Origin of the sequence: Bacillus sp. SN32 (genome assembly GCF_002837495.1) — a bacterium.
In the GTDB taxonomy this organism is placed as follows: Bacteria; Bacillota; Bacilli; order Bacillales; family Bacillaceae; genus Bacillus; species Bacillus subtilis.
Window position 1 is genome coordinate 471,403 of sequence record NZ_PJCT01000001.1, and the last position, 21,690, is coordinate 493,092.

24 protein-coding genes and 3 riboswitches are annotated in these 21,690 nt (G+C 42.7%); of the genes, 15 read left to right on the forward strand and 9 right to left on the reverse strand.

Going from position 1 to position 21,690, the window contains the following annotated elements; genetic code table 11:
* The first annotated feature begins 85 nt into the window (after positions 1-85).
* Positions 86-211, forward strand: coding sequence for a hypothetical protein (locus CW370_RS21160; RefSeq protein ID WP_042974389.1), 126 nt, complete (start codon positions 86-88; stop codon positions 209-211).
* 33 nt (positions 212-244) lie between these two features.
* On the opposite strand, the gene mtnA is transcribed toward CW370_RS21160, so the two are convergent.
* From mtnA to CW370_RS02625, 3 genes are all read right to left on the reverse strand, one after another.
* Entirely contained in the window at positions 245-1,306 is a 1,062-nt protein-coding gene (gene mtnA / locus CW370_RS02615) for an S-methyl-5-thioribose-1-phosphate isomerase (RefSeq protein ID WP_101169474.1), read from the reverse strand.
* 7 nt (positions 1,307-1,313) lie between these two features.
* A complete protein-coding gene (gene mtnK / locus CW370_RS02620; RefSeq protein WP_003244973.1) occupies positions 1,314-2,507 on the reverse strand; it encodes an S-methyl-5-thioribose kinase in 1,194 nt (397 codons plus the stop codon).
* Positions 2,508-2,599: 92 nt separating this feature from the next.
* Positions 2,600-2,756: riboswitch (SAM riboswitch) on the reverse strand.
* Between the two features lie 82 nt (positions 2,757-2,838).
* The gene (locus CW370_RS02625; protein WP_101169475.1) at positions 2,839-3,618 is read right to left on the reverse strand and encodes a carbon-nitrogen family hydrolase; all 780 of its coding nucleotides are present in this window, start codon (positions 3,616-3,618) and stop codon (positions 2,839-2,841) included.
* Between the two features lie 94 nt (positions 3,619-3,712).
* On the opposite strand from CW370_RS02625, the gene mtnE reads away from it, so the two are divergent.
* The 5 genes from mtnE (at position 3,713) to mtnD (ending at position 8,192) form a co-directional block, all read left to right on the forward strand.
* On the forward strand, positions 3,713-4,909 hold the full coding sequence (mtnE, locus tag CW370_RS02630) for a methionine-glutamine aminotransferase (RefSeq protein WP_101169476.1): 1,197 nt from the start codon (positions 3,713-3,715) through the stop codon (positions 4,907-4,909).
* 38 nt (positions 4,910-4,947) lie between these two features.
* A riboswitch (SAM riboswitch) is annotated at positions 4,948-5,048 on the forward strand.
* Between the two features lie 84 nt (positions 5,049-5,132).
* The gene (mtnW, locus tag CW370_RS02635; protein WP_032680283.1) at positions 5,133-6,350 is read left to right on the forward strand and encodes a 2,3-diketo-5-methylthiopentyl-1-phosphate enolase; all 1,218 of its coding nucleotides are present in this window, start codon (positions 5,133-5,135) and stop codon (positions 6,348-6,350) included.
* Positions 6,347-7,054 carry a 2-hydroxy-3-keto-5-methylthiopentenyl-1-phosphate phosphatase gene (mtnX, locus tag CW370_RS02640; RefSeq protein ID WP_024572993.1) on the forward strand — a complete coding sequence of 236 codons (708 nt, stop codon included), beginning with the start codon at positions 6,347-6,349 and terminating at the stop codon, positions 7,052-7,054. Before mtnW ends, mtnX begins: the two co-directional genes overlap by 4 nt.
* A complete protein-coding gene (locus tag CW370_RS02645) occupies positions 7,012-7,641 on the forward strand; it encodes a methylthioribulose 1-phosphate dehydratase (protein ID WP_024572992.1) in 630 nt (209 codons plus the stop codon). The genes mtnX and CW370_RS02645 overlap by 43 nt, the downstream gene beginning before the upstream one ends.
* A gap of 14 nt (positions 7,642-7,655) precedes the next feature.
* A complete protein-coding gene (gene mtnD / locus CW370_RS02650; protein ID WP_003232483.1) occupies positions 7,656-8,192 on the forward strand; it encodes an acireductone dioxygenase in 537 nt (178 codons plus the stop codon).
* A 40-nt stretch (positions 8,193-8,232) separates the two neighbouring features.
* On the opposite strand, the gene CW370_RS02655 is transcribed toward mtnD, so the two are convergent.
* Positions 8,233-8,553, reverse strand: coding sequence for a YkvA family protein (locus CW370_RS02655; protein ID WP_024572991.1), 321 nt, complete (start codon positions 8,551-8,553; stop codon positions 8,233-8,235).
* Positions 8,554-8,755: 202 nt separating this feature from the next.
* Here CW370_RS02655 and spo0E point away from each other — a divergent pair, with 202 nt between their 5' ends.
* Positions 8,756-9,013 carry an aspartyl-phosphate phosphatase Spo0E gene (spo0E, locus tag CW370_RS02660; RefSeq protein WP_003232480.1) on the forward strand — a complete coding sequence of 86 codons (258 nt, stop codon included), beginning with the start codon at positions 8,756-8,758 and terminating at the stop codon, positions 9,011-9,013.
* A gap of 85 nt (positions 9,014-9,098) precedes the next feature.
* Positions 9,099-9,530, forward strand: coding sequence for a hypothetical protein (locus CW370_RS02665; RefSeq protein WP_024572990.1), 432 nt, complete (start codon positions 9,099-9,101; stop codon positions 9,528-9,530).
* Positions 9,531-9,557: 27 nt separating this feature from the next.
* On the opposite strand, the gene kinD is transcribed toward CW370_RS02665, so the two are convergent.
* Entirely contained in the window at positions 9,558-11,078 is a 1,521-nt protein-coding gene (kinD, locus tag CW370_RS02670) for a sporulation kinase KinD (RefSeq protein WP_072557174.1), read from the reverse strand.
* Between the two features lie 192 nt (positions 11,079-11,270).
* Between kinD and mhqR the strand changes: the two genes are divergently transcribed.
* Positions 11,271-11,708: a MarR family transcriptional regulator MhqR gene (gene mhqR / locus CW370_RS02675; RefSeq protein ID WP_003232475.1), complete on the forward strand. Its 438-nt coding sequence runs from the start codon at positions 11,271-11,273 to the stop codon at positions 11,706-11,708.
* 39 nt (positions 11,709-11,747) lie between these two features.
* Here the strand turns inward: mhqR and motB are convergent, their stop codons facing one another.
* The 3 genes from motB to clpE form a co-directional block, all read right to left on the reverse strand.
* Positions 11,748-12,533 (reverse strand): flagellar motor protein MotB, encoded by a 786-nt coding sequence (gene motB, locus CW370_RS02680; RefSeq protein ID WP_003232473.1) that lies wholly within the window; start codon positions 12,531-12,533, stop codon positions 11,748-11,750.
* The gene (gene motA / locus CW370_RS02685; protein WP_003238984.1) at positions 12,505-13,317 is read right to left on the reverse strand and encodes a flagellar motor stator protein MotA; all 813 of its coding nucleotides are present in this window, start codon (positions 13,315-13,317) and stop codon (positions 12,505-12,507) included. Before motA ends, motB begins: the two co-directional genes overlap by 29 nt.
* Positions 13,318-13,699: 382 nt before the next feature.
* Positions 13,700-15,799 (reverse strand): ATP-dependent protease ATP-binding subunit ClpE, encoded by a 2,100-nt coding sequence (clpE, locus tag CW370_RS02690; RefSeq protein ID WP_029946223.1) that lies wholly within the window; start codon positions 15,797-15,799, stop codon positions 13,700-13,702.
* Between the two features lie 365 nt (positions 15,800-16,164).
* On the opposite strand from clpE, the gene CW370_RS02695 reads away from it, so the two are divergent.
* From CW370_RS02695 to queF, 5 genes are all read left to right on the forward strand, one after another.
* Entirely contained in the window at positions 16,165-17,208 is a 1,044-nt protein-coding gene (locus CW370_RS02695; protein ID WP_024572589.1) for a YkvI family membrane protein, read from the forward strand.
* Positions 17,209-17,346: 138 nt separating this feature from the next.
* A riboswitch (PreQ1 riboswitch) is annotated at positions 17,347-17,391 on the forward strand.
* Between the two features lie 129 nt (positions 17,392-17,520).
* Positions 17,521-18,180 (forward strand): 7-cyano-7-deazaguanine synthase QueC, encoded by a 660-nt coding sequence (gene queC / locus CW370_RS02700; protein WP_024572588.1) that lies wholly within the window; start codon positions 17,521-17,523, stop codon positions 18,178-18,180.
* A complete protein-coding gene (gene queD, locus CW370_RS02705) occupies positions 18,173-18,622 on the forward strand; it encodes a 6-carboxytetrahydropterin synthase QueD (protein WP_080009794.1) in 450 nt (149 codons plus the stop codon). Before queC ends, queD begins: the two co-directional genes overlap by 8 nt.
* On the forward strand, positions 18,615-19,346 hold the full coding sequence (queE, locus tag CW370_RS02710; protein WP_003232460.1) for a 7-carboxy-7-deazaguanine synthase QueE: 732 nt from the start codon (positions 18,615-18,617) through the stop codon (positions 19,344-19,346). Before queD ends, queE begins: the two co-directional genes overlap by 8 nt.
* A 17-nt stretch (positions 19,347-19,363) precedes the next feature.
* Positions 19,364-19,861, forward strand: coding sequence for a preQ(1) synthase (queF, locus tag CW370_RS02715; RefSeq protein ID WP_003218613.1), 498 nt, complete (start codon positions 19,364-19,366; stop codon positions 19,859-19,861).
* 485 nt (positions 19,862-20,346) lie between these two features.
* On the opposite strand, the gene CW370_RS02720 is transcribed toward queF, so the two are convergent.
* Positions 20,347-20,703, reverse strand: coding sequence for a winged helix-turn-helix transcriptional regulator (locus tag CW370_RS02720; RefSeq protein ID WP_024572587.1), 357 nt, complete (start codon positions 20,701-20,703; stop codon positions 20,347-20,349).
* Between the two features lie 168 nt (positions 20,704-20,871).
* On the opposite strand from CW370_RS02720, the gene CW370_RS02725 reads away from it, so the two are divergent.
* Positions 20,872-21,618, forward strand: a complete 747-nt coding sequence (locus CW370_RS02725; RefSeq protein WP_024572586.1) for an SDR family NAD(P)-dependent oxidoreductase — start codon at positions 20,872-20,874, stop codon at positions 21,616-21,618.
* The last annotated feature ends 72 nt before the right edge of the window (positions 21,619-21,690 follow it).

A 21,690-nucleotide genomic window follows, 5' to 3' on the forward strand; every position in this document is an offset into this window, starting at 1 on the left:
TATGGCACGTTCCCTTTTTTCACGGCCGACATATCATTTTATTAAGTTAAAAAAGTTGGTCTGATGAAAAAGGAGGACAAAGCAATTGAAGCCGAGCCGCTCTGAGAAACTTGTCGTTTTTGCCGAACTGTTTGTGAAACTGCATATCTTATCAAGCGCTCAAAAAGATGAAATCATCAATGTTAACAAAAAGAAACAAAAAAACCGCTGACTCGGCTCCAAATGAGCAAAGTCCGGCGGTTTTTTAATGCACCTTTTCTCCTCTAAACAGCTGTTCAATCTCTTCATCATAGTTTCCGGTCATAATCCCTTTTTCTGTGATGATTCCTGAAATGAGATCATGAGGTGTAATGTCGAAAGCGGGATTAAAGACAGGCACATTGGATGGAGCGGTCCGAACTCCGGAAATCTGCCTGACTTCCTCGGGATCCCGTTCCTCTATCGGGATATCAGCGCCGCATTTGACCTTTGTATCAAATGTAGATAAAGGTGCGGCGACAAAAAACGGAATATCAAAGGCGTTTGCTAAAATAGCAAGACCGTATGTGCCGATTTTATTTGCCGTATCACCGTTCTTTGCAATTCGGTCGGCTCCGACGATAACAGCGGAAATTTGTTTTTCCTTCATCGTATGGGCAGCCATGCTGTCTGTGATCAGAGTGACATCAATGCCCCCCTGCATCAGCTCCCAAGCAGTAAGGCGTGAACCTTGCAGGACAGGCCTTGTTTCACAGGCATAAATGTGCAATCCCAAATCTTTTTGTTTGGCCAAGTAAAACGGAGCTAGCGCCGTTCCATAGCGGCTTGTCGCGATTGAGCCGGCATTGCAGATTGTCATGATCCTGTCGCCTTTTTTGAAAAGCTGCAGGGCGTTTTGGCCGATCAACCGGCACGTTTCCTCATCCTCGACCTGAATCTGAATGGCTTCATGGACAAGGTTTGTTTTTGCTTCATTTACGGAAATCGCGTTTTCGACCGAATGACTCAGTCTCTCAAGCGCCCATGACAAATTAATGGCGGTAGGCCGTGAGCTGTTTAAATATTGTTTGATGTCTTCCAGTCTGCGGCGGAATTCCGTGACATTATTTGTTTCAATGTTTTTGGCAGCAAGCGCCAGTCCGAAGGCAGCCGTAATGCCGATCGCCGGAGCGCCCCTTACTTTGAGCGTGACAATCGCATCAAATACATCCTCTTTCGTCGTCAGCTCCAAATATTCCGTCTCATCAGGAAGCTTTTGCTGATTTAAAATGGTAATAGCTGTTTCTTTCCATTCAACAGAACGTGGAACAGCAAATGAATGGGTCATGAATGGATCATTCCTTTACAAGTAACTTAAATAATTCAATAACATCTGTTATCGTTTTGAATTCCGAACGTTTTTCGATAAAGGCTGTGCCGGTTTCGAGCGCCAGGCGTTTTCTGCCGATTCGTTTATCAAACGGCACGATCGTATCCAGGTCAGCTACATGGGCAAGGCCGATCGTGCGTCGTATCAGCTCACAGCCCGCAAATCCGATTGCTTCTTCAAAAATATGGCTGAGCGTATCAGTGAGGTAACCGTCGATGTTTGCGTAAACATCCAGACTGTCCTTCTGCCAGGCTTCACTAAACGTCTCTTCAAACGTTTCCCAGACCTGGTTGACATGTTCATATAACGGCTCTCTGTCAGCCCCGTCACGGCTGAGTGCGTTCAAAAATAAGTTGGCGATAAATTGCCCTACATCAAAGCCGATCGGTCCGTAAAAAGCAAACTCAGGATCAATCACCTTTGTTTCGTGCTCACTTGCGAAAATGCTTCCTGTATGCAAATCACCATGAATCAACGTTTCTGCAGACGTTAAAAATGACTTTTTCAGCTTAGCGGCTTCGATTTTAACGCTGTCATTATTCCAAAGCTTTTCGACAAAAGGACGAAGCTCTTCTTCAAAATCATTTGTGTCATGGTCGAAGAAAGGATCTGTAAAAACAAGTCTTTCCGTAATGTCGCATAGTTCTGGATTTGTAAACTGTTTAACAAGCTGTTTTTTCACCTTAGGTTCAAGCGCGTAATCTGATGAGTAGAAAAGTGTTTTTCCTAAAAATTCACCGATGTGCTGCGACAGATGAGGATAGTTTTCACCTTCAATGAGTCCTTTTCTTGCGATCTTGAGGTGAGAGAGATCCTCCATGACGGTAACCGCCATTTCCGTATCAGAATAAAAAACTCTTGGAACCAGGTGAGGCACATGCTCGCCCTGACGGATGAGAGCGCTGCTTTCGATTCTTGCACGGTCGATTGTCAGCGGCCAGCTTTCTCCCACCACTTTTGCATACGGAACCGCCTGTTTAATGATCAATGCTCTGTCATGTTCTTGATCATAAATATGAAAAACGTAATTTAAGTTGCCGTCTCCGATCTCTTGGCATGTCAGCGTGCTTTTGCTTGGAAATAGGCCAAGCTTCACCGCCAACGCCACAGCGGAGCTTTCATTTAACGTTTCGTATAAAGGTGTTTTTGTGACTCCCATCATCATAACCTCCAATTATGTAATCACTTAATATGTGGCCGTAAAAAAGCCTCCTTCTCAGAGAGAAGGAGGCTTAACATCTATGTCCGCCTCTCTTATCTCTCAGATCAGATCTGAATGGAATTAGCACCGTGCCTTAAGAGACCAGCGTCTCGGCGCGAAAAAGATGCGCCCCATTTCACAATGGAATTACGGTCGGTTGCTGTTGGGGTCAAAAGGCCAAATCCCTCGCCCAACTCTCGATAAGAGAATATATTCACTTGTTTGACAATTCTAATTTATCAGTTGATGAACATGGTAACAGGTAATTTAGTTAGTTGTCAATATATTTTTAATATAAATCTTTTCTGATATCATCGAAAACAGGAATGCTCTCCCGAACTTCTGCGCTTTCTTGAAGGTCGATTTCCGCTCGGACTATGCCTTCTTCCCGGCCGCCTTCAGCAAGTACACGCCCCCATGGATCAATAATCAGGCTATGTCCTGCAAATTCATTATCCGGATTTGAACCGGTACAATTGCAGGCTGCGACAAAGCATTGGTTTTCAATGGCCCGCGCAATAAGCAGGCTTTTCCAATGATCAAGGCGGGGATGAGGCCATTCCGCAGAAATAAACAGCACGTTGGCGCCTTTTGTCGTATGTTTTCTGATCCATTCCGGAAAACGGATATCGTAACAGATCAATCCAGAGCTTTTGACGCCGTCAAGCTCAAAGTATCCGTCTTCGGAACCGGCTGATAAATACAGATGCTCATCCATCAGCTGAAAAAGATGGGCTTTTCTGTACTCTTTAATGATTTGCCCTTCCTTATCCGCGATGTACATTGTATTATAAACATCAGAATTCTTCCTGACAGCGACCGATCCGGCGACAATATGAACACCATGTTTTTTTGCCGTTTTCTTCAGCCAGCTCTGAGCGGATCGGCCGTCTTCATCAGCGAGTTCATCAAGATTGGCCAGATCATATCCGGTCGTCCATAATTCAGGCAGAACAAGAACATCAGCATGTTTGCTTTCTTTTTCGATGAAAAATTCAGCTTTTTTTATATTTTCCGAAGGTTTTCCGTATGAAATATCAAATTGAAGACAAGATATCGTCCATTTCATCTTTTTAACACCCCAAATTTTTCTTTACTTTTTTCATTTAACCATATATGATGATGGACTATCATTTCAAGATTTTTTTAGAAGGTGAGAATAGATGAAATTTGAACAGTCTCATGTATTGAAGGAATTGCCTAAACAATTCTTCGCTTCTCTGGTGCAGAAAGTGAACCAAAAGCTCGCAGAAGGACATGACGTTATCAATCTAGGACAGGGAAATCCAGATCAGCCGACTCCTGAGCATATTGTTGAGGAGATGAAACGAGCTGTTGCTGATCCTGAGAATCATAAATATTCGTCTTTTCGCGGCTCATACCGTCTGAAGTCAGCGGCTGCTGCATTTTACAAAAGAGAATACGGCATTGATCTGGATCCGGAAACCGAAGTCGCTGTATTATTCGGCGGAAAAGCCGGTCTAGTCGAGCTCCCGCAATGCTTATTGAATCCCGGTGATACGATTTTAGTTCCCGATCCGGGTTATCCTGATTACTGGTCGGGTGTCACACTTGCAAAAGCAAAGATGGAAATGATGCCGCTCGTAAAGGACAGGGCGTTTCTCCCTGATTACAGCAGCATAACCGCTGAAGTAAGGGAACAGGCGAAATTGATGTATTTAAATTATCCGAATAATCCGACTGGAGCTGTTGCTACTTCCGGGTTCTTTGAAGATACCGTGCGTTTTGCGGCTGAAAACGGAATCTGCGTCGTTCATGATTTTGCTTACGGCGCTGTAGGATTTGACGGCTGCAAGCCTTTAAGCTTTTTGCAGACTGAAGGTGCGAAGGATATCGGAATTGAAATTTACACGCTGTCAAAAACGTATAATATGGCAGGATGGCGGGTTGGCTTTGCCGTCGGAAACGCTTCGGTCATTGAAGCGATCAATCTTTATCAAGATCATATGTTTGTCAGTCTTTTCAGAGCGACTCAGGAGGCTGCAGCAGAGGCACTGTTAGCCGATCAGACGTGTGTGGCAGAGCAAAATGCCAGGTATGAGAGCAGGAGAAACGCTTGGATCACGGCATGCCGGGAAATCGGCTGGGATGTAACAGCTCCCGCAGGTTCTTTTTTTGCATGGCTGCCTGTGCCTGAAGGCTATACTTCTGAGCAGTTCTCAGATCTTTTGCTGGAAAAAGCGAATGTGGCAGTTGCGGCTGGAAACGGCTTCGGTGAATATGGCGAGGGCTACGTCAGAGTCGGACTTTTAACAAGTGAAGAAAGACTTAAGGAAGCCGCTTATCGAATTGGCAAACTGAACCTGTTTACCCAAAAAAGCATTGACAAGACCTTATAACGATGGGATAATTCAAAATAATTTATAAAATCTATATTTTCTTATCAAGAGCAGGCAGAGGGACGAGCCCGATGAAGCCCGGCAACCGACTTATAAAGCACGGTGCTAATTCTTGCAGCTAGCGGCTGAGAGATAAGATTCGGACGAGAAACGAAACCTCTTTAGACGCGATTGCAGTTTGAAGAGGTTTTTTGATATGGATGAAAATGAAAGGAGCTCTGGCATGAGTGAGTTATTAGCGACATATCTCCTGACCGAATCGGGAGCCGATACAGAGAAGAAAGCAGAACAAATCGCAACAGGATTGACAGTAGGCTCCTGGACTGATCTGCCCCTTGTAAAACAGGAGCAAATGCAAAAGCACAAGGGGCGGGTGATAAAAGTTGAGGAGAGAGAGGGAACTGCTGCATCAGAAAAACAAGCGGTCATCACAATTGCCTATCCTGAAATCAATTTCTCTCAGGATATTCCGGCTTTGCTGACAACAGTGTTTGGCAAGCTGTCCCTGGACGGAAAAATCAAATTAATCGATCTTCACTTCTCTGAAGCATTTAAGCGTGCACTGCCGGGACCGAAGTTTGGCGTATACGGCATCCGGAAGCTGCTGGGAGAGTTTGAGAGACCGCTGTTAATGAGCATATTTAAAGGCGTAATCGGAAGGGACCTGAGTGATATTAAAGAACAGCTCCGGCAGCAGGCGCTTGGCGGAGTTGACTTGATTAAAGACGATGAAATTTTCTTTGAGACTGGTCTAGCGCCTTTTGAAACAAGAATTGCAGAAGGAAAGCAAATATTGAAAGAAACGTATGAGCAAACCGGACATAAAACGCTGTATGCGGTGAATTTGACCGGACGTACGGCTGATCTGAAAGACAAAGCGAGACGCGCCGCCGAGTTGGGAGCGGATGCGCTTTTGTTTAATGTCTTCGCTTACGGCTTGGACGTTATGCAAGGCCTTGCAGAAGATCCTGAAATCCCAGTTCCGATTATGGCGCATCCAGCAGTGAGCGGAGCGTTTACGTCTTCTCCGTTTTACGGTTTTTCTCACGCTCTTTTACTCGGAAAATTAAACCGATATTGCGGTGCTGACTTCAGCCTCTTTCCGTCTCCATATGGTTCGGTTGCGCTTCCAAGAGCAGATGCACTGGCGATTCATGAAGAATGTGTGAGAGAGGATGCTTTTAACCAAACATTTGCTGTTCCGTCAGCAGGCATTCATCCCGGCATGGTTCCGCTATTAATGCGTGATTTCGGCATAGACCACATTATTAACGCCGGAGGAGGCGTACATGGACATCCGAACGGTGCCCAAGGCGGGGGGCGAGCGTTCAGAGCCATTATTGATGCGGTCCTAGAGGCCCAGCCGATTGATGAAAAAGCCGAACAATGCAAGGACCTTAAGCTTGCGCTAGATAAATGGGGAAAGGTTGAAGCCGTATGACGACTCGAAAACCTTTTATTATTTGTGATTTTGACGGAACCATCACGATGAACGACAACATTATAAATATCATGAAAACATTTGCTCCCCCAGAGTGGGTGGCATTAAAAGACGGCGTACTTTCCAAAACGCTGTCGATCAAGGAAGGTGTCGGGCGGATGTTCGGCCTTCTGCCCAGCAGTTTAAAAGAAGAGATTACAAGTTTTGTATTAGAAGATGCAAAAATCAGGGAAGGCTTTCGGGAATTTGTAGCATTTATCAATGAGCACGAGATTCCGTTTTATGTTATAAGCGGTGGAATGGACTTTTTTGTATATCCTTTGCTTGAAGGCATTGTGGAGAAAGACCGCATTTATTGCAACCATGCTTCATTTGACAATGACTATATCCATATTGACTGGCCTCATTCCTGCAAGGGCACATGCAGCAATCAATGCGGGTGCTGTAAGCCGTCGGTCATCCATGAACTTTCTGAACCGAACCAATATATCATCATGATCGGTGATTCGGTTACAGATGTGGAGGCAGCAAAGCTGTCTGACCTATGCTTTGCAAGGGATTATTTATTAAACGAATGCCGGGAGCAAAACCTCAATCATCTTCCGTATCAAGATTTTTATGAGATAACAAAGGAAATTGAGAATGTAAAGGAGGTACAGGAATGGCTGCAAAACAAGAACGCTGGCGAGAGCTCGCTGAAGTAAAACGGGAATTGGCAGAGAGAGATTGGTTTCCGGCGACTAGCGGCAATCTGTCAATTAAGGTTACAGATGATCCTTTAACATTTCTCGTCACTGCAAGCGGAAAAGATAAACGCAAAGAGACGGTTGAAGATTTTCTGCTGGTTGATCAAAACGGAGAGCCTGCTGAAAGCGGGCATTCTCTGAAACCGTCAGCAGAAACGCTTTTGCATACACATTTGTACAATAAAACCAATGCCGGATGCTGCCTGCATGTCCATACGGTAAACAATAATGTGATTTCAGAGTTATACGGAGACCAAAAGAAAATCACATTCAAAGGCCAGGAAATTATAAAAGCACTCGGCTTGTGGGAAGAGAACGCAGAAGTGACCATTCCGATTATAGAAAATCCGGCACATATCCCGACGCTTGCGGCACTGTTTGCGGAAGAGATTTCAGAAGATTCAGGAGCTGTTCTGATCCGAAATCATGGTATTACGGCTTGGGGGAGAACAGCATTTGAGGCAAAAAGAGTGCTTGAAGCGTATGAATTTTTGTTCAGCTACCATTTGAAATTGAAAACACTCCAGCATCAGCTGGTTAAATAAAAGGAGGAATTGAAATGGCTACAATTCGAATTCATGATGAGGCAAATACAACGATTGAAAATCAAGAGGAAGTGGCAAGCTTTCTGGACAGTCAAGAGGTTATTTATGAGCAATGGGATATCACGAAGCTTCCGGAACATCTCTCAGAGAAATATGACCTGACAGAAGAAGAAAAACAGCAAATTCTTGATACCTTCGAAACTGAAATTAAGGATATCTCAACCCGCCGCGGCTATAAAGCACAGGATGTTATTTCATTGTCAGACAGCAATCCGAAACTTGATGAACTGCTTGAAAACTTTAAAAGAGAGCATCACCATACAGACGATGAGGTTCGTTTTATTGTAAGCGGACACGGTATTTTTGTCATTCAAGGCAAGGACGGCACGTTTTTTGATGTCCGTTTAAACCCTGGAGATTTAATCTCTGTGCCTGAGAATATCCGTCATTACTTCACGCTTCAGGAGGACCGCAAAGTTGTCGCGGTGAGAATTTTTGTCACAACTGAAGGCTGGGTTCCGATTTATGAAAAAGACAGCGTGAATCAATAAGCATGAGAAAGCCCCGTTCATCGAACGGGGCTTTTTATATTTATTGCAAACGCCACTTTTCATACTGTGACAGTTCTTTTTTAATCAGTGTCCAAATCAAACCTAAAACAGCTGCATCGTCAATGAACCCAAGACCGAGGATTACGTCTGGAATGATATCGAGCGGCATGACGATATACAGAATTGCGGCAGTTAACAGCAAAAGTGTTTTAACCTGTGAACGAGGGTAGTCGCCATTACGCCAATCGCGAAGCATCTGAAAAAAAGTAGTGATGTGCTGAATACATTTTTTTCGGTTTTTCCTCTTCAAAATTGCTTTTCCGCCTGCCGCTCCGAGCATTATTGCATTCTTTTTCTTCATTGGGCATACCTCCTGCCTGGCGGCGTGTTTAAGATATTCTTCACCTGGGTATTGTTCTTCTAATCCTATCAATATATCTATTATACCTGAAAAATTAACTTATTTAATGAAAATATGTTTACAAATAAAGTATAATCTGTAATAATGCACAATAACCCAATCAAACTTGTTTCCTATTTCTTAGCGGCGAGGGGTGAAGTGAATGGGCGGTTCTTCTGAACAAGAAAGATTGTTGGTGTCTATTGATGAAAAAAGAAAGTTAATGATAGATGCCGCTAGAAAGCAGGGATTTACAGGGCATGACACGATCAGGCACAGTCAGGAGCTGGATTGTTTAATAAATGAATATCACCAGCTTATGCACGAAAACGAACATTCCCAAGGGATTCAAGGCCTTGTAAAGAAATTAGGCTTGTGGCCCCGCAGAGATGTTATGCCAGCATATGATGCAAATAAATAGCGGCCTATCAGATGCATATATAAAGAGAGAGCTTTTCGGAAGCGCTCTTTTTTTCTGGGAAAAATTCATATGAAAGAGGGAACTAATGAAAGAACTGGCGATTCTCATTACCGAAATGGTCAATCAATTTCATGATGCTTTTATTTCCTTATGCGGAATATTTGGCATTGATTTAACTGACAAAGAAATGCATTTTTGGGTGATCGGCATTTTTGGCATATTCTTTTTCGCCGTCACTCACGCTTTGTTTACATGGCTTTCTAAATGGAGTATGACAGCCTTGTCCTTTATCTATACCGTTACAGTCATCATTGTCATCGTATTTGCGATTGAGATTCAGCAAAAGGTGACGGGGAGAGGGAATATGGAGTTTTTAGATGCCACGGAAGGTATAAAGGGTTTTTTAGTATTTTTTATGTTTTTTTTGCTTTTGAAAATGCTGTTGCGTTTCATCAAAATCCTTTTTTCTGGAAGACCAGCAAGCAAATCGAATGGCAATACCCGATCACGAAGATAAAAAACCCTCCTGACATGGTCAGGGGGGCTATGAAGCGGATACAGGGAGGGTGATTGTCACCTCTGTGCCTCTTCGCACTTCACTTTCAATATGAATAGAGCCTCCGTACATCAGCACGATCCGTTTACAAACAACAAGGCCGAGCCCGGTTCCTTTTTCTTTAGAAGTAACAAAGGGAAGGAAGATGTGATCCAGCATTTCCTGAGAAATCCCTTCACCGTTATCCACAACTTTGATTATGGCTTTTTTATCTAAAGCTCCCAGGGAGATCGTCAGTTTGCCTCCTTCAGGCATTGACTCGAGGCCATTTTTTGCTACATTTAAAATCACTTGTTTAATATGATCTTTTGTACATTTTACGAGTAAGGGCTGCTCGGTTAAATACTGTAATTCGACTTCAACATTGTATAGATTGCCCTCAGAATAAATGATCGGCATAATTTCTCCGATAATGTCCTGAAGTGAGTTCAGCTCCCATTTTTCAGCTGTCGGCTTGCCGAGAACAAGAAACTCACTCACTATTTGATTGATGCGCTTTATCTCCTGTTCGATAATGGAGAAGTAAAGTTGATCTTCCTCACCTTTATATTTCTTTTGCAACAGCTGAATGAAGCCGCTTATGCCGGTGAGGGGGTTACGGATTTCATGGGCTGTGCTGGCAGCAAGCGTCCCGATCAGCTCTAATTTTTGCGCCTCATTTTCTGACCGCTCCAGCTGGGTCTGCCGCTTCAGCAAATAATACAGCACGAGAATAAATAGGATATTCAGCAGAACAATAATACATGAAAGCGGAAGCACAAGGCTTTTCGTCAGTTCTTCTATTGTGACCGGGTTCGGATAGACTTTCATATTCCAGCTGATATCATCCAGATATCCGCTGACAGGTTTCTGATCCTCTGCATGAGAGGCTTGTCCGCTCGCAAAAATCATTTTCCCGTCTTGGTTCACAACTTCAATATAAACATCAGGGCTTAGTAAGTTAATGAGATTTTTCAAATAATCAATTTGAATAGCTGCGACAAGATAATCTGTCACATTACGTTTTGAGTCCAGGACAGGCACACAAATTGTGAAAATTGGCTGACCAGTAATTCTGCTCGAATAACTATCTGAAATGACTGTCTTTTTAGTTTCCTTTGCTTTTGTAAAAAAAGATCTGTCGGCCAGGTTTACTTTCGTTTTTAATTCGGTTGTGCTTGCGGTGACGTCTCCTTTGGCATTGAGAAAATAGAGACCGGAAAATCTCGGCTCTGAATCAAAGGTCTTTTCCAAAATTGACTGCATTTTCTTTATATCAACCGGTCTGTCGATGGCGATGGACAAGGAGGTCATTCTCGCCATTGTTTCTCCGATTAAATAATTGATTTTGTTGCGGTGAAGGTTTAGCAGGACACTTGCTTCTTGTTTATGTTCTGCAGCTATTGTATCTTTTTCTTTTTCATATACGAAAAAGCTGATGACGATTGCCGGAATCACGACCAGTATGATATAAAGTTTGACTCTCCCGCAGGCGCCTTTTAGTATTTTCAATTTGCATCGCTCCAACATACACCTGATTAGAGGTATTATATCATTGTTTCTTCTTCTTTAATAAGAAAAAATAACCAAAAAAATTAGAAAAAGGTGTTGGCAAGCTTACATTTTAAAAAAGAAGAGAAATATTGGAAAGATTTTTATTGACATTTTGGTCTTTGTTTATTAATGTTTCTCTGTAACGGTTTCTAAAAGGATGATTGAGACATGACAGAAAAATCACTGAAGTTATTTATCGTGCTGTCGCGCGCGTATCGGTCTATTAACGATCATATGAATAAGCATATTCATAAGCATGGGCTGAATCCGACTGAATTTGCTGTGCTAGAGCTTTTGTACCATAAAGGCGATCAGCCGCTACAGCAGATAGGAGATAAAATTCTCTTGGCTAGCGGGAGCATCACATACGTTGTAGATAAGCTGGAGCAAAAAGAACTTCTCATTCGGAAAGCGTCTCCTACAGACAGACGAGTGACATTTGCGCAAATTACTGAAAAAGGCATCGGTCTTTTGAATGATATTTTCCCTGATCACGCTGCTGAAATTGATGAAATGATCAGCGTATTAAGCGAAGAAGAGGTAGAGATGTGCACAGAAATGTTAAAAAGAGTAGGATTAAACGCAAAACAGTTTCATAATAAGTAAAAAAAGGAAGCCTGATATGTCACAAGGCTTCCTTTTTTGCTATTTTTCATTTGTTTCCGCTGCGCCTCTCGGCAAAATGAGAACTTCAACCCGCCGGTTTTTGCTTCGGCCTTCCGCAGTTTTATTGGAAGCCACCGGTTTATACTCGCCATAACCCTTGGCGCTGAACACTTTTGCATCGAGCTTGGGGTTTTCAATCAGGAGCCCCATAAAGTTTACCGCTCTCATGACGCTTAAATGCCAGTTTGATTGGAATTCAGAATTTTTAATTGGCATATTATCAGTATGTCCGCTGATAATGATATTTCTTGGCGGGTTAATCACAAGAAGATTTGAAATTTCTTTTGCAAGCGGCACATCTTCCTTACGGATGGTCGCTTTTCCAGAATCAAAGAAGATGCTGTCTTTAATCGTAATCAGAAGGCCTTCACTAGTCATCTTCGTCTCCAGCTGATGTTCCAGCTTTTTATCTTTGATGAACTTTTCCACCTGGCTCTTCACATTTTCAAGTTCTTCTTGATCAGCTGCTTTTTCTTTTTCTTTCTTGTTTTTCTCTTTCTCTTCTTTTTCCTTTTTCACTTCATCGATGCCGTCTGACTCGTTTTCAGGAGGAGTGACACTGGAGTAGTCCAGTACACCGGTGCCGCCTGTAAAAACTTCATTAAATGATTTTGAGAGCATTTGAAACTTAGCTGCGTCAATCGAGCTGCTCGCGTACAGCACAATAAACAATGCCAGGAGAAGAGTAAGGATGTCGGCGTAAGGAACGAGCCATGATTCATCAACGTGCTCGTCCTCATGCTTCTTCTTCTTTTTTCTCGCCATTTTGCGCCTCTCCTTGTTCTGCAAATTTCAAGCGGTCCTTCGCAGGAAGATACATTAAAAGCTTTTGTTCGATGACTTTCGGTGCTTGTCCTTCTAAAACGGATAAAACACCTTCAATCATGACCTCACGCAGTTTTACTTCTTGTTTTGATTTTCGTTTTAATTTATTTGCGAAAGGATGCCATAACACATACCCTGTAAAGATACCGAGAAGTGTGGCAACAAAGGCGGCACTGATGGCGTGTCCAAGCTCATCTGTATTGTCCATATGAGAGAGAGCGGCAATCAGCCCGATTACAGCGCCGAGTACTCCAAGTGTCGGGGCGTACGTTCCCGCTTGTGTAAAAATAGCGGCTCCGGCTTGGTGTCTGTCCTCCATTGCTTCGACTTCCTCTGTCATAATATCTCTGATAAATTCCGCGCTTTGCCCGTCAACAGCCATGCTGAGCCCGTTTTTCAAGAAAGCATCATCTACATCCTCGATGCTTGCTTCTAAAGCAAGCAGACCTTCGCGGCGTGCAAGCTGAGCCCATTCAGAGAACATAGGAATGAGTTCCTCTATTGTGAGCTGTTTATTTTCCTTAAATAACACTCGAAACAGCGCAGGCACTTTTTTAATTTCTTTTGTTGGGAACGCAATAACGACTGCTGAGATTGTCCCGGCGATAATAATTAAAATGGCAGCGGGGTTTGCAAGGGCGCTGAAACTGACGCCTTTCAGAACCATCCCGACGCTCAATGCCACAAAAGCAAGAATAATACCGATTAACGAAGTTTTATCCATAGTTTTCACCAAATCCTTTTTTACTAGCTTGTCTATGGTTAATATCGGTTTTGGTGCCCGGAACTTTAGGGACATTGTGAATTTGTTCATGAAATATTCAAGGAAGAGGCATAGAAGGGAGAAATAAACAAAAACGGGCTCTCCAAAATTGAAAAGCCCTGGGGTCTACTGAAAATGGCAGCTTTCTTGCAAGCTGTCCTTCAGATGGTATTCATATAATAGTAGAAATACATATTCACTGTATATAAACATGGTCCATCCCTCCTTAAAAAAAGTGTAAAGGATGAAGGGAAGTAGCGCTTCAGGGGAAGGGACGGTATTTTCTAAGTCAAGAGTATGAAAGCATAAAAAAAGCGGATTCCTAAAAGGAAACCGCTGATTGTTATTTCGCTCGCACTTTGATTTTATCATCTTCTAAAATCACGTGAAAACTTGTGATCTCGCCATTATCAAGCAGCAGATCGGTCATTTCATCCTCAACCCATTCTTGGATGGTTCTTCTAAGCGGACGTGCACCGAATGAAGGGTGGTAGCCCAGCTCAGCGATTTTTTCTTTCGCTTCATCTGTCACATTCAAGCTAATGCCCCGTTCAGCCAATGTTTCTTCAAGTTCTCCAAGAAGAAGGCTGACGATTTTGACAAGATGTTCTTTTTCCAATGAGCGGAACTCAATAATGCTGTCAAAACGGTTGAGGAACTCAGGTTTAAAGAACATGCTCAGTGAATCAATTAATGTTTGTTCTTCGATGACACTGTCATCTGATTGGAAACCGACTTTCGTTTGTTTCTCACCAGCACCCGCATTACTTGTCATGATGATGACAGTGTCTTTGAAGCTTACGGTTCTGCCTTGGCTGTCTGTCAGACGGCCATCTTCCATAATTTGCAGGAACATATGCTGAACGTCTGGGTGTGCTTTTTCAATCTCATCCAGCAACACAATGCTGTAAGGATTGCGGCGCACTTTCTCAGTTAATTGTCCAGCTTCCTCATGGCCGACATATCCAGGCGGTGAACCGATAATTTTAGATACGGCGTGTTTCTCCATGTATTCGCTCATATCGAGTCGGATAATAGCGTCTTTTGTGCCGAATAATTCATCTGCCAGTGTTTTAGAAAGCTCTGTTTTCCCTACGCCGGTAGGACCTACGAAGAGGAAGGAGCCGACTGGTCTGTTTTTGGATTTTAATCCGGCGCGGCTTCGTCTTACCGCTTTTGCCACTTTTTGAACAGCGGCTTCTTGTCCGATCACGCGTTCATGAAGTTTTGCTTCAAGCTTTTTCATTTTCGTTTGTTCGTCTGCCTGCAGTTTGCCGACAGGGATGCCTGTTTTTTGTTCAACAATTTCCTGAATGTGCTCAGCTTCCACAGTGACAGCGGTATGAGCGGAGGAGCTGTTCAGTTTTTTCTCCAATGCGAGTTCTTCATCACGGAGTTTTGCCGCCAGTTCGTAATTTTCTTCTTCCAGGGCTTTTGTTTTTTCGGCTTCAATTGCAGTAAAGCGTTCAGCGGCATCCTCGTCATTCAGTTCATCAATTAACAGGTTGGCTTTTGAACCTGCTTCATCTAATAAATCAATTGCTTTATCCGGCAGGTGTCTGTCCTGAATGTAGCGGGATGATAAAGTGACACATGCTTTGATTGCTTCATCACTGAATGTTACGCCATGGTACGCCTCGTATTTGTCTTTAATCCCTTGCAGAATGAGGATAGCCTGTTCAATTGAAGGCTCCTGCACCATGACAGGCTGAAAACGTCTTTCCAGCGCGGCATCTTTTTCGATTTGACGATATTCTTTCAGTGTTGTCGCGCCAATGACTTGCAGTTCGCCTCTGGCTAGGGCCGGTTTGAGAATGTTGCCGGCGTCCATTGATCCTTCTGCAGAGCCTGCGCCGACGAGAAGGTGAATTTCATCAATGAACAGAATGACATTTTTTCGTTCCTTCAACTCAGTGATCAGCTGTTTCATTCTCTCCTCAAATTGGCCTCTGATCCCTGTGTTTGCAACAAGGGATGCAACATCAAGCAAATATAGCTCTTTGTTTTTCAGTTTGTTTGGAACATCGCCTTCAGCAATTTTTAAAGCGAGTCCTTCAGCGATGGCAGTTTTCCCTACACCCGGCTCCCCAATAAGAACCGGATTGTTTTTGTTGCGGCGGTTTAGAATTTCGATCACTCGCGCCACTTCATCATCACGGCCGATGACGGGATCAATGAGACCGGCTTTAGCACCGTTTGTAATATTTTGAGCCAGCTCATCAAGCAGCCCTTTTTTTCCGCTTTGTTTTGCTGCGCTCTGTTCTTTCGGCTGGAATGCCTGTTCAAACGGAAATCCGAAAGATTGAGGACCCATACTCATTGAAGGTTTACGGGTCAGTTCGTTATAGCAAGTTTCACAAAGAACCATCTGTTTATGAACGGAATTTATTTGCATGTTAAGGCGAATCGTCGCCTCGTTTTGATGACAATGTTGACAACGCATTTGCCAAAACCTCCTTAATGATTTGATCTTCTTTGACCAATGAAAGTGAATAAAAAGGTCTATTGGATTTGACCTTCTTTGACTATTAGTATACGGCAAACTTAACGGCATTCAAACCAATATGCTCAAAGCAGACTGAATATTTGACTATCTTTGACCAATTGATTTTAAAAAAAGGCCGGTTTGTTTGACCAACTTTGATTAATAGTATACTCTGACTATCTTTGACTTTCAAGTCTTATGCACAAAAAATTTTTGATTTGTTACAAAGTAAAACATGTTTTCTTCGTCTTTTCAAGGAACTTGTCTCATAGGTTATAAAAAGGCATATATGGACAAAACTGCGGTTCGTTCGGAGGGAAGAAATGGAACAATCAAAAGGGTCTGCAAGTCAGCTTGCTTTTGTGTATGTCGGCACAGTAGTCGGAGCTGGATTTGCGACTGGGAGGGAAATTGTTGAGTTTTTTCTGAAGTTCGGCTGGTTCGGTTTATTCGGCATTCTCGTCAGCGGCGGAATGTTTACGTTACTTGGGGCCAAGCTGATGATCATTTCAAAGCGAATCAATGCCAAGTCATATCAAGAAATGAACATATTTTTGTTCGGGGCGACGGCTGGGCGGATTATCAATGTATTTATGCTGTTTGTTCTCCTTGGAGTTACATCTGTTATGCTTTCAGGGGCAGGGGCGCTTTTTGAGGAACAGCTGGGGATGTCCGCTCAGATTGGGATGCTCATTACAATCGGTCTGAGCTTAATTGTGATGACTAGAGGAGTAAAAGGCATTTTCGGTGTCAATGTGTTTGTTGTTCCTCTTTTAATCATCTTTTCAATGATTGTGGTGGCCGACTCTTTTATATTCAGCGAATCACGTAACGCAGCTCAGTGGGTCTGGCCACATCGCTGGGATTGGCTGTTATCAGCAGTTTCTTACGGGGCTTTGAATTTATCGCTTGCCCAAGCTGTTTTGGTTCCGCTGGCGAATGAAATGTCATCGGAGAAAGTGATAAAAAAAGGCGCTTTAATCGGAGGCACGATGCTGACGATTGTGCTGTCCGCGAGTTTTCTGTCTTTGTCGACTCTTCCGGATGTATTTTTGTATGATATACCGATGGCGCAAGTGGTTTATCTCTTTGCACGTTCTGTCCATTTGATTTATTTACTCATTATTTTCGGAGAAGTGTTCACATCAGTTATCGGTAATCTATATGGATTAGAAAAACAAGTGCAAAGCTTTCTTCCAGTGAAAAGCAAATATATCTTTGCAGCTATTATGATCACGGCTTATATTACGAGCCAAATAGGGTATGGCAAGCTTATTTCAACGATTTATCCCTTGTTTGGCTATGTGAGCCTGGCCTTCATAGGCGCTTTGCTTTGCAAAAAAGCTCCTCGGCGGCGCAGTTTATAAATATATATAATGAAACGAACCGTCACTATAGAGCGATAATTGATCTAGGAACCGGGGACTGACTTTTTTATTGTCAAGAAAAACATCATTATGGTAAGATAGCAGAAGTGAAAAAATTGAAGAAAATCCGTGCGATATGCGGGAGAGGTTCTAGCTACACCCTCTATAAAAAACTAAGGACGAGCTGTATCCTTGGATACGGCCTTTTTTATGTTTTTCTAGAGCACCTTCCGAAAAAAGGTGTTTTTTTGCGTGAATTAGCTGTAGCGATGTCTCTCGCCGACTTTTTTATTGCGGAGAAGGAGAGGAATCATGAAAAAAGAAAAAGCAATTGTCGTATTTAGCGGCGGTCAAGACAGTACAACATGCTTATTGTGGGCCTTAAAAGAATTCGAAGAAGTCGAAACGGTGACTTTTCATTATAATCAGCGACATTCGCAGGAAATTGAAGTGGCAAAATCCATTGCGGAAAAGCTTGGTGTGAAAAATCATTTGCTTGATATGTCACTTTTAAATCAGCTTGCACCGAATGCCCTGACTAGAAATGATATTGAGATAGAAGTAAAAGACGGAGAACTGCCATCCACATTCGTTCCAGGCCGCAATTTGGTATTCTTATCCTTTGCGTCTATCCTGGCTTACCAAATTGGCGCGCGCCACATTATTACAGGAGTTTGCGAGACAGACTTCAGCGGTTATCCTGACTGCCGTGACGAATTCGTGAAATCTTGCAATGTCACGGTAAATCTGGCAATGGAGAAGCCGTTTGTGATCCACACGCCTCTCATGTGGCTCAATAAGGCGGAAACGTGGAAGCTTGCAGATGAGCTTGGCGCGCTGGATTTTGTGAAAAACAACACGCTGACCTGCTATAACGGCATCATCGCGGACGGCTGCGGCGAATGTCCGGCATGCCACCTTCGTTCAAAAGGTTATGAAGAATATATGGCGATGAAAGGAGAGCGTGCATAAATTGTTATCTCAAATTTATCCGCAGGCCCAGCATCCATATTCATTTGAACTGAATAAGGACATGCACATCTCAGCTGCTCATTTTATCCCTCGGGAAAGTGCGGGAGCGTGCAGCAGGGTTCACGGGCATACGTATACCGTAAATATAACCGTTGCCGGCGACGAACTTGACGATTCAGGCTTTCTTGTCAATTTCAGCGTACTCAAAAAACTGGTGCACGGAAACTATGATCACACGCTATTAAATGATCATGAAGATTTTTCTCAGGACGACCGGTATTCGCTGCCGACAACAGAAGTCGTGGCGAAAACGATTTATGACAAGGTGCAGGCTTATTTAGACACTTTGGAGAATAAGCCGACCTGTGTACAGGTGTTTGTCCGTGAAACACCGACAAGCTACTGTGTCTACCGTCCGAAAAAGGGTGGTTTGAATGGCTAAAGGAATTCCTGTATTAGAAATTTTCGGCCCGACGATTCAAGGAGAAGGCATGGTGATTGGACAGAAAACGATGTTCGTCCGGACAGCCGGCTGCGATTATTCCTGCAGTTGGTGTGACTCCGCCTTCACTTGGGACGGGTCTGCTAAAAAAGATATTCGCTGGATGACGGCGGAGGAGATTTTTGCGGAGCTTAAGGACATTGGGGGAGATGCGTTTTCTCATGTGACGATCTCAGGCGGCAACCCGGCTCTGTTAAAACAGCTGGATGCTTTTATTGAACTGCTGAAGGAAAATAACATCCGTGCAGCGCTTGAAACTCAAGGGACCGTTTATCAGGATTGGTTTACGCTGATTGATGACCTGACAATTTCTCCAAAACCGCCAAGCTCAAAAATGGTAACGAACTTTCAAAAGCTTGACCACATTTTAACTTCACTTCAAGAGAATGATAGACAGCATGCTGTCAGCTTGAAGGTTGTCATCTTTAATGATGAAGATCTGGAATTTGCCAAAACTGTGCACAAGCGGTATCCGGGAATCCCGTTTTATTTACAAGTCGGAAATGATGACGTGCATACGACAGATGATCAGTCACTGATTGCACATTTGCTTGGAAAATATGAAGCGCTTGTTGATAAGGTAGCTGTCGATGCGGAGCTGAATCTCGTCAGAGTGCTCCCGCAGCTGCACACCCTGTTATGGGGCAACAAACGCGGAGTATAATAGAAAGGAAGATGAACATGACGACAAGAAAAGAATCAGAATTAGAAGGTGTAACATTGCTAGGCAACCAAGGTACAAATTATTTGTTCGAATATGCACCGGACGTGCTGGAATCCTTCCCGAATAAACATGTAAACCGTGACTACTTTGTAAAATTCAATTGTCCGGAATTCACATCTTTATGTCCTAAAACAGGGCAGCCTGACTTTGCGACAATCTACATCAGCTACATTCCTGATGAAAAAATGGTTGAAAGCAAATCATTAAAGCTGTATCTATTCAGCTTCAGAAACCATGGTGACTTCCACGAGGACTGCATGAATATCATCATGAATGACTTGATTGAATTAATGGACCCGCGCTACATCGAAGTATGGGGCAAATTCACGCCAAGAGGCGGAATTTCCATTGACCCGTACACAAACTACGGAAAGCCTGGCACGAAGTATGAGAAAATGGCCGAATACCGTATGATGAACCATGATTTGTATCCGGAGACAATTGATAATCGTTAATTATTCCGTTGTGTGATACGGAGTGTAAAAGGAAGTGGAGTCACAGTAAAATCCGAACACTCAGCGTTAATTTTCAGCGAAGTGTGACCCGCACTAAGCTCAATAAAAGTGTGACCTGAGGTGCAACCTGAACTGTGACTTTTATGCAGTGAAAAATTGATAGTACAGAAGCAGATTAAGGCGTACAATTTGTACGTCTTTTCTTTTTTATCCGAAAGAAAATATGCCTATCTAGTGATCATAGGCATTAAATATTATTATCAATATCTTCATTTATTTTTTGGCTAAGTTTCTGAACCTTCTCTTTAACATTTGAAACAGCTCTTTTTTGAATTTCATCAAAGTTCTCCTGAATATAGTCGATGACACTTCTTATTAGAACTTCACTTTCAAAATTGAATATCTCATTTATTTCTGACTGTTCTTCATCTGTTAGGTGATGGTATTGAAGTTGCTTAGCATTTACTTCAGCAGCTACATCAATCCTAACTTAGTTGTTCTGGTTGTACAATTTCATATTCACCTTCTGTATACTCTTGCTCCGCATAATGGCTTCCCCATTGACAGAGCTCCTGCAAGATAGGTTTAAGAGATTCTCCAAGTTCAGTGGATGAATATTCAACCTTCGGTGGCACTTGATTATACATCTTTCTGCTCACAAGTCCACTGGCTTCAAGCTCTCTAAGTGTTTGAATCAGCATTTTCTGAGTTATATTTGGGATAATGCGCTTTAATTCACTCGTTCTCTTTGGTCCATTCATTAAAAAGTATAATACAATACCTTTCCATTTTCCGCCAATAACTTCCTTTGTCACTTCAAACCCACAACTAAATTTTTTCATGTCTAAAGCTCTCCATTCCACATTTATTACTTTTTAGTTACTATATCACAAAAAAGTGGGTACTTCCGATAATGGGCTTACTGAAGGATACTATATCTTGTAAGTTGTTCTTCAAGTACTTAAAGGTACTAGACATAAAATAAAATTAATTCTAAAGGAGTGTTAAGTATGGGTAAATTTGAAGGTAAAATAGCGCTTGTAACGGGTGGAACAAGTGGGATTGGTCTTGCTACAGCACAAAAATTTGTAAACGAAGGTGCATATGTTTATATCACGGGACGTAGACAAAACGAACTTGATAAAGCTGTTAACCAAATTGGCAAGAACGTAACCGGTGTTCAAGGTGATATTTCTAAGCTTGAAGACTTAGACAAACTATATGACATTATAAAGCAGGAAAAAGGTAAGTTGGACATTCTTTTTGCTAATGCAGGCATCGGCAACTTCCTTCCATTAGGTGAAATTACTGAAGAGCAGGTTGATAGAACGTTCGACATTAACGTTAAAGGAACCATCTTTACTGTTCAAAAAGCGTTATCACTATTCCCGAACAAAGTAGGTTCTATTATTGTAACGGGCTCTACTGCTGGATCAATTGGCAACCCAGCGTTTAGTGTATATGGAGCATCTAAAGCAGCATTAAGAGCACTGGTTCGCAACTGGATTCTTGACCTAAAAGGTACTGAAATCCGTGTAAATGTGGTTAGTCCAGGAGGTATTCTTACACCTGCCTACGATGAGCTTTTTGGTGATGCACTTGAAGAAGTAATGGAAAATAGCAGAAATTCTGTTCCAGCTGGAAAAGTTGGGACACCTGAAGAAGTAGCAAACGCTGTATCTTTCCTTGCTTCAGACGAAAGCAGTTACTTGACGGGTGTTGAATTGTTCGTAGATGGCGGGCTAGCACAGGTATAATTTCACTTCGTAGAGATTACAAATAGTCCCCAAAAAAGGTTAATGGGGATTTACTTGAAGAAGTCGTATAAA